Source organism: Bacillus cereus group sp. BfR-BA-01330 (genome assembly GCF_022663885.1).
In the GTDB taxonomy this organism is placed as follows: domain Bacteria; phylum Bacillota; class Bacilli; order Bacillales; family Bacillaceae_G; genus Bacillus_A; species Bacillus_A cereus.
In genome coordinates this window covers 372,424-388,644 of record NZ_JAKUGK010000004.1, presented here as the reverse complement: position 1 = coordinate 388,644, position 16,221 = coordinate 372,424, and the positions used below count along the sequence as shown (strand labels likewise).

Sequence of the window (16,221 nt, the reverse complement as noted above, 5' to 3'; positions counted from 1 at the left end):
GATGCTAATTCATATTAAATATAGAATAATGAAAAAACAATAAGCATTTATCCATCCCTTTCAAGTCGCATAAGTGATTGATATAATAGAAGTAGATGAAAGATAAAGAAAAGCAGGTGACTCTTTTTTGTTTACTAAAGCACAAGAACTTTTAGCGTCCTACTTTGGTTATTCTTCGTTTCGAAGAGGACAAGATGAAACAATTAAAAATGTACTAGATGGGAAAGATACAGTTTGTATTATGCCAACGGGTGGCGGTAAGTCAATTTGTTATCAAATTCCGGCATTAGTATTTGAAGGCACGACGTTGGTTATATCTCCTTTAATATCACTTATGAAGGATCAAGTAGATACATTGGTACAGAATGGCATTTCAGCTACATATATTAATAGTTCTATTTCTATTGCTGAAGCAAATCAGCGAATTCAATTAGCGAAACAAGGACATTACAAATTACTTTATGTCGCGCCTGAGCGTCTTGATTCGATGGAGTTTGTTGACCAACTTATCGATATGAAAATCCCTATGATTGCGATTGATGAAGCACACTGTATTTCACAGTGGGGACATGATTTCCGTCCAAGTTATTTACATATACATCGCATATTAGATTATCTTCCAGAAAAGCCGCTTGTATTAGCATTAACAGCAACAGCAACACCGCAAGTACGTGATGATATTTGTAATACACTTGAAATTAATCAAGAAAATACAATTATGACAACGTTTGAGCGTGAGAACTTATCGTTTTCTGTTATTAAAGGGCAAGATCGAAATGCATATTTGGCGGATTATATTCGTCAAAATCAAAAGGAATCCGGGATTATATATGCAGCTACTAGAAAAGTAGTCGATCAGTTATATGAAGATTTAATGAAGGCAGGAGTTTCTGTATCAAAATATCACGCTGGTATGAGTGATATTGATCGAAATGAGCAACAAGAACTCTTTTTACGAGATGAAGTAAGTGTAATGGTAGCAACATCTGCATTCGGGATGGGTATTGATAAATCGAATATTCGTTACGTAATTCATTATCAGCTTCCAAAAAATATGGAAAGTTACTATCAAGAAGCAGGACGTGCTGGTCGTGACGGATTAGATAGTACATGTATATTGTTATATTCTTCTCAAGATGTACAAGTACAGCGTTTTTTAATTGATCAATCAACTGGAGAATCACGTTTTTCAAATGAACTTGAAAAATTGCAAAATATGACCGATTACTGTCATACAGAACAATGTTTACAATCATTCATTTTGCAATACTTTGGAGAAGAACCGAAAGAAGATTGTGGACGCTGTGGTAATTGTACAGACAATCGCGAGAGCATCGATGTGACAAGGGAATCACAAATGGTTTTATCATGCATGATTAGAACGAACCAACGCTTTGGAAAGCAAATGATAGCGCAAGTATTAACTGGGTCGAAGAATAAGAAAGTTATTGAATTTAATTTTCATACTTTACCAACGTATGGGCTTTTATCGAACCGTAGTGTAAAAGAGGTCAGTGAGTTTATCGAGTTTTTAATTTCAGACGAGTTAATTGCAGTTGAACATGGCACTTATCCGACGTTAAAAGTAACTGAAAAAGGGAAAGAAGTATTACTTGGTAAAGAGAATGTTTTACGAAAAGAACGAGTAGAGACAAGACAAATTGTTCAAGACCATCCTTTATTTGAAGTGCTTCGTGAAGTACGTAAAGAAATTGCACAAGGAGAAGGTGTACCGCCGTTCGTTATTTTCTCTGACCAAACATTAAAAGATATGTGTGTGAAAATGCCGCAAAGTGATTCCGAATTGTTGACGGTAAAAGGTATCGGAGAACACAAACTTGTGAAATATGGTTCGCACTTCTTACAAGCAGTTCAGCATTTTATTGAGGAAAATCCAAATTATGCTGAAACGATTAAGACAGAAGTAGTTTCAGAGCGTAAAAAGTCAGGAAAAGCGTCCGCAAATTCTCATTTAGAAACGTATGAAATGTATAAACAAGGTATTGATTTGAATGAGATTGCAAAAGAACGTAACTTATCAAGACAAACAATTGAAAACCATTTAATTCGCTGCTATGAGGATGGAATGGAAGTAGATTGGCAAAGCTTTGTTCCAGCAGAGTATGAATCTCTTATTGAAACTGCCGTTCAAAATGCAGAGGGTGGGCTGAAATCTATTAAAGAACAGCTTCCGAATGAAGTGAGTTATTTTATGATTCGTGCTTATTTACAAATAAGAAAGTAGAGACATATAAAGGGGATAAGAATTTATGTATCATGTGTTCGTTTATGGCACATTAAGAAGAGGACAAACGAATGCTCATTATATGCAAGGTGCAACATGCATCGCAGACAGAGCTTGGACATATGGGAAATTATTTGATACGAATGAAGGATATCCGGCCATGACTTATTCGATTGAAGAACAGGTGTATGGAGAAGTTTATGTAGTAAATGATGAGATATTGTGTAAGTTAGATGAACTAGAAGAATATACAGGTAATGCGGAGACTGATTTATATGATCGAATCACGCAAACAGTATATGTTGCTGATAGGGAAATTGAGGCATATGTGTATATCGCTCAGAATAAAAAGATGTTAAAGAAAGTGATAGACTCTGGTGACTGGCTTATGTATCAAAAAATATAATAAGGTAGTTTTAAAAATTGGAAAGCAGATAATGACGAATTCATTATCTGCTTTTTATTGTGTGAATAATTGTCGTTCTCTTTTTATTCTTATAGTTCTTAGTACGATTCCAATTCCGAGAAATAAAACAGTAGCAGCGACCCCGCTAGTAGGATTTAACCAAAAATCACTACTGTTTGTAAGAGTAATAATCCCTGTTATTGTAGCTAAAACAGTAGGAACAGCATCCTCGATTGCATGCATGATAACACATGGCCAGACTGATTTTGTAAGTCTATATATTTCAACATACATAATTGACCAACAAACCATAAGGATACAGCCAGATAGAAGCATATTTAATCTTGAGATAGATTCAAAATATTCATTTGAAGAGCCTCCTTTACTTTTATTTATCCTACTATTTGTGGGCAGTAAAACGCCCATTGATTAAAGTCTTTAATTTTTACAATATTTGTTAATAGATAAATTAAATAGGAGACAAATAGAAAGTAGTATCTTTTGTATGCATCACTATACTATATGTGTATTTGTGTGATTTTGATGTTGCATATTCTTTTTAAATTAGAAAGATGAAAAGTAAGTTTTTTCGGAAAATTTAAACGGAAACTATTGACTTTATGATTGGGTTTTTAATACAATGATACTTCGACTGAAAAATTAGAACGGACAGGAGGGAATCGTCGAAATGAGCAACATATTTGAAGATGAGTTACAAAAAATGAAGGATACTTTACATACGATGGATGAGCAATTGGATAAGCTTGAAAAAACCCCGGTTTATTATGGAGAAGATTTTAAAGAGCAAATTCTTGAAAGTATGAGGGAGTCTAATAGACAAAACTTACGTATTGGTGTGCAAGAGCCGTACTTTGGAAGGTTAGATTTTCAGGAAGATGGAAAAGAAGAAGTTATGCCGATTTATATCGGAAAAGTAGGGGTTTCGGATATGGACACGATGAAGCCAATCATTATTGATTGGCGGGCGCCTGTCGCAAGTATGTTTTATTCATTTACCGGTGGAGAAGAATTAGCATTTTATCAATCACCAGATGGGTTAGTAGAAGGTGATGTGTATTTAAAACGAAACATTTCCATTCGAAAAAGAGAACTTGAACGTGTTGTTGATACATATGTAAAAGGAAATGAAGATGTATCGCATGCCGATGATTTTCTTCTATATCGATTAGGTGAGAATAAAGATAATAAGCTAAAGGATATTGTTTCAACGATTCAATCGGAACAAAATGATATTATTCGAGCGGAAAGAAATTTACCATTACTTATTCAAGGGGTTGCAGGGAGCGGAAAGACAACAATTGCTTTACATCGCCTTGCTTTTTTAATTTATGAATATCGTGAACAACTAGAAGCAGAAAGAATGATCGTATTTGCGCCGAATAGTCTGTTTTTAGACTATATTTCGAGTGTACTTCCTGAATTAGGTGTAGGGAATATTAGTCAAACAACGTTTCCGGATTGGGCATTACGTACGTTAGATGATTCAGTGAAACTAAAGCAGACAGAAGAAAAATTGAAAGAAGCATTTTCAATTAATCGTGATGAAAAGAAGGTAATGCTAGGTAAATTAAAGGGTACGTTGGAATTTAAGACGTTTATTGAAGAGAGAATGATCCAATTTGAAAATGAGTTAGTTCCGACAAAAGATTTTGAGGCGTGGGATAGAGCGATTATTCCAGTAGAAGATATTAAAAAATGGATGCAAGTTGAATATAAACATTATCCTTTACAGAAAAGAAGAGAACGATTAGTAGGACGAATGAAGCGCTGGATTGAAATTGAACTTAAAAAATTCGGGGAAACAAACGAGAAAAAATTACTTAAAAAAGAAGCGACTAAGAGACTGAACGCATATATGAAGTTTTGGCCGAAAATGAGTGCTCTTTCACTGTATAGTTCAATAGTAAAAAGTAAAGAAATACTTGAGGTATTACCTGAAGAACTTGTTAAAGAAACAGAAAAGAGTTGTCGTAAAAAAGAAGTGTATGTAGAAGATTTACCAGCTTTAATATACATACATCATCGTATAACAGGGATTGAAATCGGGCAGAAGTTTCATCACGTTGTTATTGATGAAGCGCAAGATTTTTCGCCTTTCCAAGTTTATGTATTAAAAGAAATTACATTAGGTAATTCTTTCACTATATTAGGTGATTTATCGCAAGCGATTTATGATTACCAAGGAATTGAAGATTGGAATGCTTTTAAGGAAGTATTCCAAGAAACCGGTTATTATGAATTGACAAGAAGTTATCGTTCTACAAAAGAAATTATTGAATTTGCAAATGAAATAATTAAAAATGCAGAAATCCCAGTAGGACTCGCAACACCAGTCTTCCGCAGTGGAGAAGATGTGAAAGTAATTCATGCGGAAAATCAATTTACTGAAATTGTGAAGACGGTAAAACATTTGCAAAATGCAGATGTGAAAACAATTGCGGTAATCGGAAGAACAGAAGATGAATGCCGTGATATATATGTGGAATTAACAAATGCAGGATTAACGGTAAACGTAATTGAAGCAAACCAAAGTAAATATGAAGGTGGTATATCAGTAGTACCTGTCTATTTAGCGAAAGGTTTAGAATTTGATGCGGTGCTTTTAATTGATGTGGATGAAGAACATTACAAAGACACAAAACATGATGCAAAGTTACTATATGTTGGATGTACGAGATCACTTCATGACCTATGGATTTTCCATAGTGGGGAAGCGTCACCTTTAATTAAAGGATTAAAATAAAGTGAAACTATAATCAGTGGGGAGTTTTACTGCAAGCTAATGTGGGATAAATATAAAAAGAGGATTTTCTAGTACTGTATGAAAATCCTCTTTTTTATATTAAAATGGTAGACGTGTAAAATGACAATAAAGTTATTTAATTTTCGATATAAGATACTTCACTGTACTTAAAAATATAACAATAAAGTCGTTTCTGTAGTGCTTTAAGAAAAAAATGTACTTTTTAATAGACTACATGCTGCTAATTTAAGTCTTTAATTTATAGCTGTAGAAATAAATAATAATGAATAAAGATAATGATTAATATATAATTTAATGAGAACAAATGTACATTTATTTTTAAATGTGAGTTCTAAAAAATAAAAGCCTTTTCTCAATATCGAGAAAGTAGGTTCTTTAGCATACACTTTATTTTTCACATTCACAATCATCTAAATAATATACAACAAATATTTCCCGATCTTCGTCTATTTCTGATGCACATCTTTTTAATGGTCTCGCCTGTAGAGAAGGATTAAAAATTAAAAGATGAGGTAGTAAGTCAGAAGTACTTTCTTTCTCAAGAACATGAAGCACCTCTCTTTGCGATGGTTCATCTTCATATTTTCGGTATTCAACACATCTAAAGTTGTATTTCTTTGATTGAGTTAGGTAAGTTGTTTCTTCCTTCAACTTTTTAAGTTTAATTCTCACTACATCATCAACCCAAGAGCCTATATTCTCGTAAACTACACCATTACTTACAATGTAATCAGTTATTAATCTCGCAGATATCTCTTCATTTTTTAAGTTTTTACGTGAAAATAATACTTCTTTCGTTTCAGTAATATATTCGATGGTATTCATTTTTGCATTAGCCTCCTTCACTTAGTTTAAAATTAGCTTATACTATAAATAAGACAGATTTTGTCATATTTTATGAAAAAGGTGATTAAATGTCTAAAACTAAACGCATTATTAGAATCATGCTGGCATTAAACAATAATAATTCCATTACTGCAAAGGAACTTGCTAAATCCGAAGGAGTCTCAGAGAGAACAATCCTCCGAGATATACAGGAGCTAAGTGAAATTTACTTTCCAGTCTATTCAGAAAGAGGTAGAAATGGAGGGTTTAGTACACTAAAAAATAAAATGATTCCTCCTATTTGGTTTAGTGAGGATGAAATAATAGCTTTATTTTTTGCAATAGATGCCATGCAATATGTTGGCGCCACTCCTTTTTCTACTTCATATAAAGTAATTCTAAATAAACTGTTCAATATGATTCCTCAGGAAACTTCCGATACAATTGAGAATACTAGAGACAAAATCTTGATGTGGCAACCAAATATTAAAGTAGATAAAACGGTGCTAAGAAACCTTTATGATGCATCTGTAGAAGAGAAAACTGTTAATATCTTATATGAAACAACTGAAGATGAAATCTATAGAGAGATAGAACCTATGGGCTTATACGTATATAACGGGTATTGGTATTGTCCCGCTTACTGTAGAATGAGAAGAGGCATAAGGCTTTTCAGGGTAGATCGAATAAAAAAAACAATTATTAATTCTGCTTCTCATTCCACTAATGTCCATTTGAATGTTAAAGAATGGCTGTATTCTGAGTGTGAATCTAATCTCATAAAGCTCGAAGTGAGTTTAAGCAAAGAGGGAAAAAGAAAAGCTGAGAGCATATCATGGTTAAGAGATAATATGGAATACAATTCAGATGGAACCGCGAAAATAACAAAGAATATTAACCCTTCAGAAGAGTGGTTTTATGTTGAACTACTTTGGAATATTGGACAAGAAGCAGAAATAATAGAACCTGATTTCATAAAAAATAAGCTTATTGAAAGGGCTAAATCAGTGATAACGAAATATAATAACTTTTAGCTTAATTTGCATTTAATTTTATACTACTAGAAAGGATCACTTCATAGATAATTGTTCCTTTATTCAACTAAAGGGTGCGATTGTGGCATAAAATAGATAAAAAATGATCAAACTTTATTTCAAATCCACAACGGATGATGGTCCTTTTAGCAACGAATTGTATCTATCTTCCTAAGTCTATTAAAACGCCATAATCCTCTACTCGTGGTTTAGAAAGTAGGGGATATTTTTTGTAAAAGATTTATCCTTTTTTATCAAAGCACTACACTACATTTAAATAATGTTCAATTTTAAACGAATAAAGCCATTAATATTAAATTTTGATAGCTATCATCCAATTTTACACCCTTTGCTTTTCTACCCTCTTCAAAGAAGCCTAGATTCTTATATAACTGGATTGCACCTAGATTATCTTCCATTACCTCAAGACAAACTTTTTCAATCTTACTGTTATTTTTAGCCCAATTGATTAACGTTTCTAGAAGAGCTCTTCCAATACCATAATTTCGATATTCAGGTAGTATGGTCATCGCAAAAGCCCCTTGATGACTAATTTTTTCTTTGTTTCCGTTCTTAAAATCTATTGCACCGACTAACTTACCATCAACTTCAGCAATAAACTGTACATAATTTGGATTTTCATGATAAGCTTTTAACGTTTTTTGAATAGCATCGATACGTACCTTTTTTACATCCTCAACCGTACTTAGCATGTATGGAGCGTTTATTAAAGCTTTTGAAGCAGAATCTAGTATTCTTTCTGCATCCTGTTCTTTAGCTTCTCTAATTATTACTGTTTTTCCATCCTTAGATTTATAAGTAAAAACATTAGTTGATAAGATACTACACACACCCTTTCGGAATATAATTAATTAAAATTTTCAACTGTTTCGCGATTCTTAAGTAAGAAAAAGTCGTATCACCTTTTTCTGCAATCGTTCTGCTTCAACTTAATAATGATTATTTCAAATATTTCTAATTTTTACAAGGGTTCATTCCATTATATAGTCCGATTGTTGAATAACATGACTGGCGTTTTTCAAACAATTTTATTATGTTTTAAACAACTTTATTATCTCTGTACAAGATGAATTAACGACTTGAGCTGTTGTGTAAATAATATACAATGACCATTTCTAATTCCTTAGTTTGTTCTTTTTCCCATATACGAACAGCATCTACTGGAATTTGTGTATGTTTTAACCAATCTAGAATTAAGTGTAGTTGTTCTTGTATTTGACCAATGTTTTGCTCCTTTATGTTCTTATTCTGAATTCTATTAGTTAATTGAAACATATAGGGAAGTTTTTCTATACATTCGCTTAAATCTCCGCAATAACCTGAAGGGAATTCATGTGTACCAAATTCTAAAGTATGGATGTAATTAGAAACTAGGTATATCATGGCTTCTTGTTCGGTATCACCACCTAATTCAATCGCTTTTCGAAGGGATTTTTCTAAATCGTCTTCTTTATTGCTAGAGTCCATATAAATTCCTATCCATCTAAAAGGCCTTGAATCAAATGGGGTGTTTTCTGTCCATCTATATAGAATGTCAATTAGAAAACTATTTAGTGAGAAAGTTAACACCTCATCTTTTTCGTTTGATGCATCTAAAATAGTAAACAGTGAAATGGCAAACTCCTCTTGATCTTTTGATTCCCATTTCTTTGCATTTGAAATAAATGTCTCTAAATGTTTATAAGCTAATTTTCGAAGTCCCGCTTCGCGATGCTGACAGTAACAAATAAAATCATGCCAATGCTCATTTGTATTCATATGTATAATAATAGTTTGTAATGTAGTGAGAGGTTTATCCATTATAAGTCCCCAATCTATTAAGAACGTGTTGAAAATTTAGTGTTATTATATCATTACATAAATTAAAAAGGGAGAGTTACTATGATTACAAAAGTAATTGGGAAATCGCAAAAATAATTGGAAAAATTAATGAAGATTCCCTTATAGAAGAGGGATTTATTCATTGTTCATTAGTAGATCAAGCTTTAAGAGTTGCAGAAAAATATTTCAAGCATGAAGAAGATGTTTTATTACTTACAATTGATCCAGCCCTATTAAAAGCAGAAGTAAAATATGAACTTGCTTCAAACGGTCAAGAATATCCGCATGTTTACGGAGTAATTAATGTTGAGGCGATTGTAGAGGTTGTTCCATTTTCTAAAGAAAACGGGGAATTTATATTACTTAAATCAGTTCGACTTTAGTAATAGGCGATGGAGTTCGCTATAATTGCTATATATAGCTAATGAATCCTATTGATAAACGAGATTTTTTGTTTATCAGTAGGATTTTTAATTTTATTCGAACAGACTTAAAAAGAGCACATTTGAATTGTGCTCTTTAAGAGAAAAGTGAATTAGGGTTTTTACTTCTAGATAATGTATGAGTGATTCATCATAATGTGACGATGAATCACAAAAGAGCAGTTAGAGTGGGAAGAATTTAAGATGGATTTTATTGGTCACGGGATCCAATCGATTGGTAATGAAGCAGTTCTAACAGGACTCATTATAGACTTTGAAGATGAAACGTAAAAAAAATTATTATGTTTATCTGAATGTTGAGGGAATACAAGAGTTTTATTTATCTAATTTTTAGAAAAAATAGACTATAATATTGATAAATGGTATAATTTCCTTGTTATTGGAATTAAAATGAAAATATTAGAAGAAAAAGGATTGGGCTGGTTTTAATGGGGGATTCTGATCACAAAGAAACAAAGGCAATATTAAAGTTATGGTTTATTTATATACCACTTGCATTTGGAGAGTTTGTCTTTTCGAATATCATAGATTATTTAAAAAAATAAAGATTTTGCATTTGAAAAACAATTAACCTAATTTAATTGTTTTTTTATTTTTCTCTAATAAACCAAACAAAAATAAAGATTTTGAACAAGATGAAGTTTATGAAGGAAATAACGTTGATTAGGTGCTGAAAACGAGAATCATTCAAGCATGGTAATTCGCCATTTTTATAGCTTCCTATAGTGAAATGTTATGTTCACATCATATGTATACGATATTTGTAACTTAATATAGCATTACTGGAACTTCAAAATTAGTAGTTAAGGTTGCTACCTTTTAGAGTGCTATAGATATATAACTTAGCTAAAAAAGCAAAAATCATATAATTTGCGCTTTTTATTATCCGTTTTTTGGTAAATGATTATAGTTTTTGTCACATTAATACTGTACGATACATAGTATAAAACACATACTGTATGACATATAGTAATGGAAATGAGGTGAGTGAATGGATACTTTATTAAACTCGTTAATTACTGAGTTAAGAAGAGGGACATTAACGTTAGCTGTTTTAAGTCAATTAAGAACGCCGCAGTACGGATATTCACTTGTCCAGTTATTGGAGCAATCAGGGATTACAATTGATCAAAGTACTTTATATCCGCTACTTCGCCGATTAGAAAAGCAGGAGTTAGTGACGAGTAGTTGGGATAAAACAGAGAGTAGACCTCGTAAGTATTATGTTTTAAGTGAATATGGATTAGAGATATTTTTACAATTGAAAAAGCAGTGGGTAAAGGATTCGAAAGAACTTTATAACTTATTAAAGGAGGAGGACGAAAATGAGTTTGATTGATATGTATGTCCATGAAGTTGCGAAGAGATTGCCTGAACAAAATCGTGAAGATATTACACTTGAACTACGGTCAACAATAGAGGATATGTTACCAGACGATTATAATGAGGAAGATGTGAAGAGCGTACTCGAAAAATTGGGAAGTCCAGTTTCATTGGCTAATGGGTACTTGGATAGACCAATGCATTTAATTGGACCACGTTATTTTGATGTATATACGACGCTATTAAAAATGATTATACCAATTGCAGCTGTTATTGCGCTCATTTCAATGGTTGCAGAAAATTTTATAGGCTATAATGGTGATCAAGCGGTATTAAATGTTATTTTACAATTGATAGGTAAAGGTATAGGGGAAATTTTTGAAGTGGGTCTCCATGTATTTTTCTGGTTGACACTTGTGTTTGTTATTTTAGAAAGAACAGATAAAGACAAAGGTATCGAGCCGTTGACGACAAGTTTTAAAAAATGGACACCAGATGATTTGAAAAACATCTCGTATATCCCAAAGAAAAAAGCAATCTCGAAGTTTGAAGTTTTTGGAGGTTTAATGTGGACGGCAGTTTGGACTACACTTTACTTTTATGCGAATCATCTTGTAGGCGTATATCATGGTACAGAAAACGGATTGAAGTTTGTCGCGCCAACGTTTAATCAAGATGTTTTGCTTCAATACTGGCCCCTAATTTTGGTTATGATCGTTTTCGAAGTAGCTATATCACTTTATAAGTTAGTACAGGGACAATGGACGAAAAGGTTGGCAATTGGAAATGCTATTCTTCAAGTAGTCGGAACAATCATATTCATTGTAATTGTAGTAAATCCACATTTATTAAACGAAGGATTCATTACGTATTTGGCAAATGCATTTACTACTTCCCCAGAGGAGTTTAAAACGTGGCTCATTGGGGGAGGAATTTTCTTCTACATGTTATCTGCTGCAATAAATATACTTGATGGTTTCCGAAAAGCTAGTATTCGTATGTAGATAAAAATCGGAAATTTCGATAAAATAAAACTATTGAAAAGATAGTGAAATAAGATGAACATGATGAAAGGAAGAAAACAATGATAAGGGAAGCAACGAAAAGAGATTTAGCATACATTTTAGATATTTATAACGATGCGATACTTTATACAACAGCTGTATATGCGTATAAACCTGTAACCCTTGAAAATAGAATAGATTGGTATGAACAAAAAAAGGCTGAAGGGTATCCAATTTTCGTATATGAATTAGATAATAAAGTAGTAGGATTTGCGACATTTGGACCATTTAGAGCTTGGCCTGCTTATAAATATTCAATTGAGCATTCGGTGTATGTTGATAAGGATTATAGAAAAAATGGGATTGGGACGTCTTTAATGAAAACATTAATCGAAATTGCAAAGGAAAGAGAGTATATGACCTTAATTGCTGGAATTGATGCAGAGAATGAGAAAAGTATTGCCTTGCATCAAAACTATGGATTTATTCATGCAGGAACAATAAAAAAAGCTGGTTATAAGTTTAATAAATGGCTAGATTTAGCTTTTTATCAGCTGGAACTTAACGGTCCTGAAAATCCTATAGAAGAATAAATATTTTTCGGTAGCAAGAAAAAATTCATGCTACCTTTTTCTTATTTTAATAGCTAATGAAAAGGTTTTTTACATTCAATGTTGAAATATTAGAAGTTAATATAACGATATAAAAAGAGGGATGGAAATGGAAACTGTTATAAATAAAATAAAAGAGGTACAATCTAATTATGTGGGAATGGCAATTTATTCTACAAAAGATAATCGGATAGTTGCTTCATATAATAATGAATTAAATATTCCGTTAGCATCAGCAGCAAAATTAGTCATTGGATTTGTAGTAACGCAAATGGTGAAGGAAAATAAACATAATTGGAATGATATACTTCATCACATTAAATTTAATCCGCATGAAGATAGTGGGCAGTTATATCCGCATTTACAAGGAAGAACTTCTTTAACACTTAGTCAAGCGGTAGAGGTAATGATTGCTTGTCATGATAGTTGCGTTGCACAGTCAGTTGTAATGCACTGTGGTGGATGGGATGCTGTGAAAATGTACGCACAAACGTACTTTTCAAAAATTTATATACAAGAGAATGCTAGAGATGAGAAAAATGTTGGAGAATTAAGGAAGTTCTTGCCCTTTTCATACAAACCTTTCAAGGTTATAAATCAGAACCAGAATTATGGGAACCAATTATTAGCGGCATGGTAAGACAGCAAGGAGAGTATGAAGAAATCCCATATTATCATTTAGCTCATATGACAGGTGGATTACTCACAGCTACAATAAATATTGGTATTATAGGAATGTTTAACGAATTTCCGCTTCTTTATGTGATGGGGGGAAAAGATTTACCGAATCGACGTGAAAATAAAGAGGTAGATGAAGCTTTTGCAATAGTTTTAAAGTACATATACAAAGAATATAGTGAAAGCATGCTAGGAGTGAGCGATTGAAAAGAAACTTAAAGACTTCAACAATCATTATTTTAATTTTAACGGTTATTGCTCTTGAAGTTGGAATCGCACTATATGATCACAATTTGTCATTAGATACAATTTACTTTGCAGCGATCCTTATTTGTATTGTATTGCTTTTTGGCACACGTGTTTCTGAAGAGAAAGAAAGTACATCGAAACGAGGACGAAGAAAAATAGCTGTTATATTTTGGCCATCTATTTTATTGTCTATCGCTTGTTTTGCAGTTATAAGTTACATAAGGGTAGGCTATGTCTCTGTACTAGGGATAATTAGCTTTTCATGCTTTGTTACATATGGTGGATTCGTTTTGATTAGTATTTTAAAGGGGAAAAATAAAATGTAGCTTACTAAGTTGAAAGGAAGCAATGTATATGAAACATATAGAGAACGGTACACGTATTGAAGGAGAATACATTAAAAATAAAGTTATTCAATATAATATGTCCATCTTAACAGATGAAGTAAAACAGCCGATGGAAGAAGTAAGCCTCGTAGTAAAAAATGAAGAAGGAAAAATATTTGGTGGTGTAACAGGTACGATGTATTTTTATCATCTTCATATCGACTTTTTATGGGTTGATAAATCAGTTCGTCATGACGGTTATGGTAGCCAACTTTTACATAAAATTGAAGAAATTGCGAAGGAAAAAGAGTGCAGATTAATATTGCTAGATTCATTTAGTTTTCAAGCGCCAGAATTTTATAAAAAGCACGGTTACAGGGAGTATGGTGTCGTTGAAGATCATCCGAAAGGTCATAGTCAGCACTTTTTTGAAAAGAGATTATAATAGTATTATGTATACTGGTTGATGGGAGAAAGCATATGTACACGTATAAATTGCAACAAGAACAACCAATCTGTGCAGAAAAAATAAAGAAGCTTTATGATTCTGTCGGTTGGTGGCCAGAAAGAAAAGAAGTCGATATTGAAAAAATGTTAAAGAATAGTATAGCCATTGGAGTATGGGAAGAAAATGAATTAGTTGGATTTGCTAGAGTCGTTTCTGATGGTGTTTTTCGAGCATACATTGAAGATGTTGTCGTACATGAGAGTGTAAGAAATAAAGGTATTGGAGAGAAAATGCTTACAATATTACTTCGAGAAATATCTCATATTGATATTGTTAGTCTATTTTGCGGTGAGAAGCTAATAAAGTTTTACGGTGAGCAGCAATTTCAAGCAACGAAGCAAATTGTGATGCATCGTAATCAAACAGGGAAAGAATAAGAGGTGCCAATTAAAATGAATGCAACAAGAGCGTACTGTTTATCGAAAAGAAAAGCGACAGAAGATTCTCCAGATGGCTGGAGTGCAACATGTATGAGGCTTAATAATAAAATATTTGCGATAGTAAATCATGAAGAAGGCGAAAAAGCTGCGATTACATTGAAGTGTGATCCAGAAGTCGCATTAAGAATAAGAGAAGATTATCCAGAAACAATTATTCCAGGGTATCATATGAATAAAAAACATTGGAATACCGTTTATATTCATAAGGGTATAGAGCAGGAGCAAATTAATAAAATGATTGATTGGTCGTATGATCTAGTACTACAATCATTTTCAAAGAAAAAGCAGCAGGAGTTAATGGATTAATATGTATTAGGAGTGTGTGTAATGAAAGATTCGATTAAAGATACGTATGATAAATTAGCGAGTACATATAAAGAAAATCTAGATTTTGCAAATCCATATAACAGTTATTATGAAAGACCGGCGATGATGGAGCTTATTCCAAGGGAACTAGAAGGAAAAAGAATATTAGATGCTGGATGTGCAGCTGGATGGTATACTTCTCAATTCATAGGAAGAGGAGCAAATGTTACAGCAATTGATGTAAGTCCTGAAATGGTAAAAGCAGCAAAAGAAAATATAGGAGAAGAAGCAACGTTCCTTTGTCATGATCTGCAAGAAACATTGCCATTTGAAGATAATACGTATGATGTGATTGTAAGTTCGTTAACTCTTCATTACTTAGAAAATTGGAATCAAGTATTTCAAGAATTTCGTCGTGTATTGAAGCAAGGTGGGGAACTTATTTATTCTATTCATCATCCTTTTATGGATTTCACAAAGTTTCCATGTAAAAATTATTTTGAAAAACAGTTATTAATAGATACTTGGGTTAAACCGAATATTACTATTGAAGTCAAGTTTTTTAGAAGATCATTACAAGACATACTAAATGAAACTACAAATTATTTTGTATTAGAAGAGATAGTAGAACCGAAGGCAATTGAAAAAATGAAAGAAGTAGACGAAAAATCATATTATTATCTAAATACGAATCCACATTTTCTTATCATTAAAGCAACTAATAAATAGCTAGTAAAATAACTTTGTTTTACTAGCTATTTACAGTTTTACATTACATATTAGGGGACTTTAAAATGAATACGAAACGAAATAGAGTAGTATATGCACTATTTACTATAGTTATTATTATTTTAGGTCTTAGCTCAAGAAAGTTTTCTTTTGCACTACCACATCTATTAAATGATTACTTAGGCGATGCTTTATGGGCATTAATGATTTTCACTGGCTTTGGATTTTTGTTTCCTAAAACAGAGACGAAGAAGTTGGCTTTTATTAGTTTAATGTTTTGCTACGGGATTGAAGTGAGCCAATTGTATCATGCGGAATGGATAGATAGCATTCGTACAACGACTTTGGGCGGACTCGTGTTGGGATACGGTTTTTTGTGGAGTGATTTAGTGGCTTATACAATTGGGGTTGGAGTGGGAGTACTGTGTGAGGTTATTTTTCGGAAGACATAAGAATTGTAAAAGGGG

At 32.6% G+C, this 16,221-nt stretch carries 17 protein-coding genes, 2 pseudogenes and 1 riboswitch; of the genes and pseudogenes, 15 read left to right on the top strand and 4 right to left on the bottom strand.

Annotation, left to right across the window (positions count from 1 at the left end):
• The first annotated feature begins 127 nt into the window (after positions 1-127).
• Positions 128-2,245, top strand: a complete 2,118-nt coding sequence (gene recQ, locus MR112_RS13990; RefSeq protein ID WP_242245049.1) for a DNA helicase RecQ — start codon at positions 128-130, stop codon at positions 2,243-2,245.
• Between the two features lie 25 nt (positions 2,246-2,270).
• A complete protein-coding gene (locus MR112_RS13985) occupies positions 2,271-2,651 on the top strand; it encodes a gamma-glutamylcyclotransferase family protein (RefSeq protein WP_000274915.1) in 381 nt (126 codons plus the stop codon).
• Between the two features lie 54 nt (positions 2,652-2,705).
• On the opposite strand, the pseudogene MR112_RS13980 reads toward MR112_RS13985, so the two are convergent.
• Positions 2,706-3,020: pseudogene (locus MR112_RS13980) on the bottom strand (CPBP family intramembrane glutamate endopeptidase); the annotation flags it as partial.
• A gap of 319 nt (positions 3,021-3,339) precedes the next feature.
• On the opposite strand from MR112_RS13980, the gene MR112_RS13975 reads away from it, so the two are divergent.
• A complete protein-coding gene (locus tag MR112_RS13975) occupies positions 3,340-5,415 on the top strand; it encodes a HelD family protein (protein WP_070757881.1) in 2,076 nt (691 codons plus the stop codon).
• A 408-nt stretch (positions 5,416-5,823) separates the two neighbouring features.
• On the opposite strand, the gene MR112_RS13970 is transcribed toward MR112_RS13975, so the two are convergent.
• Complete coding sequence (locus tag MR112_RS13970) at positions 5,824-6,261, bottom strand: hypothetical protein (RefSeq protein WP_006923929.1); 438 nt, start codon at positions 6,259-6,261, stop codon at positions 5,824-5,826.
• A gap of 89 nt (positions 6,262-6,350) precedes the next feature.
• Here MR112_RS13970 and MR112_RS13965 point away from each other — a divergent pair, with 89 nt between their 5' ends.
• Positions 6,351-7,295: a helix-turn-helix transcriptional regulator gene (locus MR112_RS13965; RefSeq protein WP_063245509.1), complete on the top strand. Its 945-nt coding sequence runs from the start codon at positions 6,351-6,353 to the stop codon at positions 7,293-7,295.
• Positions 7,296-7,585: 290 nt separating this feature from the next.
• Here MR112_RS13965 and MR112_RS13960 read toward each other — a convergent pair whose 3' ends face one another.
• On the bottom strand, positions 7,586-8,146 hold the full coding sequence (locus MR112_RS13960; RefSeq protein WP_000337118.1) for a GNAT family N-acetyltransferase: 561 nt from the start codon (positions 8,144-8,146) through the stop codon (positions 7,586-7,588).
• A 241-nt stretch (positions 8,147-8,387) separates the two neighbouring features.
• On the bottom strand, positions 8,388-9,116 hold the full coding sequence (locus MR112_RS13955; protein ID WP_226368773.1) for a hypothetical protein: 729 nt from the start codon (positions 9,114-9,116) through the stop codon (positions 8,388-8,390).
• Between the two features lie 47 nt (positions 9,117-9,163).
• Here MR112_RS13955 and MR112_RS13950 point away from each other — a divergent pair, with 47 nt between their 5' ends.
• From MR112_RS13950 to MR112_RS13900, 11 genes and pseudogenes are all read left to right on the top strand, one after another.
• Entirely contained in the window at positions 9,164-9,520 is a 357-nt protein-coding gene (locus MR112_RS13950; RefSeq protein ID WP_048564803.1) for a DUF952 domain-containing protein, read from the top strand.
• Positions 9,517-9,578, top strand: a riboswitch (Fluoride riboswitch). (Overlaps the previous gene by 4 nt.)
• Positions 9,579-10,571: 993 nt before the next feature.
• Complete coding sequence (locus MR112_RS13945) at positions 10,572-10,919, top strand: PadR family transcriptional regulator (RefSeq protein WP_000380296.1); 348 nt, start codon at positions 10,572-10,574, stop codon at positions 10,917-10,919.
• On the top strand, positions 10,906-11,907 hold the full coding sequence (locus tag MR112_RS13940; RefSeq protein WP_227899887.1) for an HAAS signaling domain-containing protein: 1,002 nt from the start codon (positions 10,906-10,908) through the stop codon (positions 11,905-11,907). The genes MR112_RS13945 and MR112_RS13940 overlap by 14 nt, the downstream gene beginning before the upstream one ends.
• An 80-nt stretch (positions 11,908-11,987) precedes the next feature.
• Complete coding sequence (locus tag MR112_RS13935; RefSeq protein WP_000617521.1) at positions 11,988-12,500, top strand: GNAT family N-acetyltransferase; 513 nt, start codon at positions 11,988-11,990, stop codon at positions 12,498-12,500.
• A gap of 127 nt (positions 12,501-12,627) precedes the next feature.
• A pseudogene (locus tag MR112_RS13930) lies at positions 12,628-13,403 on the top strand (serine hydrolase).
• A complete protein-coding gene (locus MR112_RS13925) occupies positions 13,400-13,771 on the top strand; it encodes a hypothetical protein (RefSeq protein WP_242245047.1) in 372 nt (123 codons plus the stop codon). Before MR112_RS13930 ends, MR112_RS13925 begins: the two are co-directional and overlap by 4 nt.
• A 28-nt stretch (positions 13,772-13,799) precedes the next feature.
• Complete coding sequence (locus tag MR112_RS13920) at positions 13,800-14,216, top strand: GNAT family N-acetyltransferase (RefSeq protein WP_000680416.1); 417 nt, start codon at positions 13,800-13,802, stop codon at positions 14,214-14,216.
• A 35-nt stretch (positions 14,217-14,251) separates the two neighbouring features.
• Positions 14,252-14,656 carry a GNAT family N-acetyltransferase gene (locus MR112_RS13915; protein ID WP_017656469.1) on the top strand — a complete coding sequence of 135 codons (405 nt, stop codon included), beginning with the start codon at positions 14,252-14,254 and terminating at the stop codon, positions 14,654-14,656.
• A 15-nt stretch (positions 14,657-14,671) separates the two neighbouring features.
• A complete protein-coding gene (locus tag MR112_RS13910; protein WP_000994622.1) occupies positions 14,672-15,025 on the top strand; it encodes an MmcQ/YjbR family DNA-binding protein in 354 nt (117 codons plus the stop codon).
• A gap of 21 nt (positions 15,026-15,046) precedes the next feature.
• Positions 15,047-15,754 carry a class I SAM-dependent methyltransferase gene (locus MR112_RS13905; protein WP_017656468.1) on the top strand — a complete coding sequence of 236 codons (708 nt, stop codon included), beginning with the start codon at positions 15,047-15,049 and terminating at the stop codon, positions 15,752-15,754.
• A gap of 65 nt (positions 15,755-15,819) precedes the next feature.
• Entirely contained in the window at positions 15,820-16,206 is a 387-nt protein-coding gene (locus MR112_RS13900; RefSeq protein WP_226368769.1) for a ribosomal maturation YjgA family protein, read from the top strand.
• Positions 16,207-16,221: the final 15 nt, after the last annotated feature.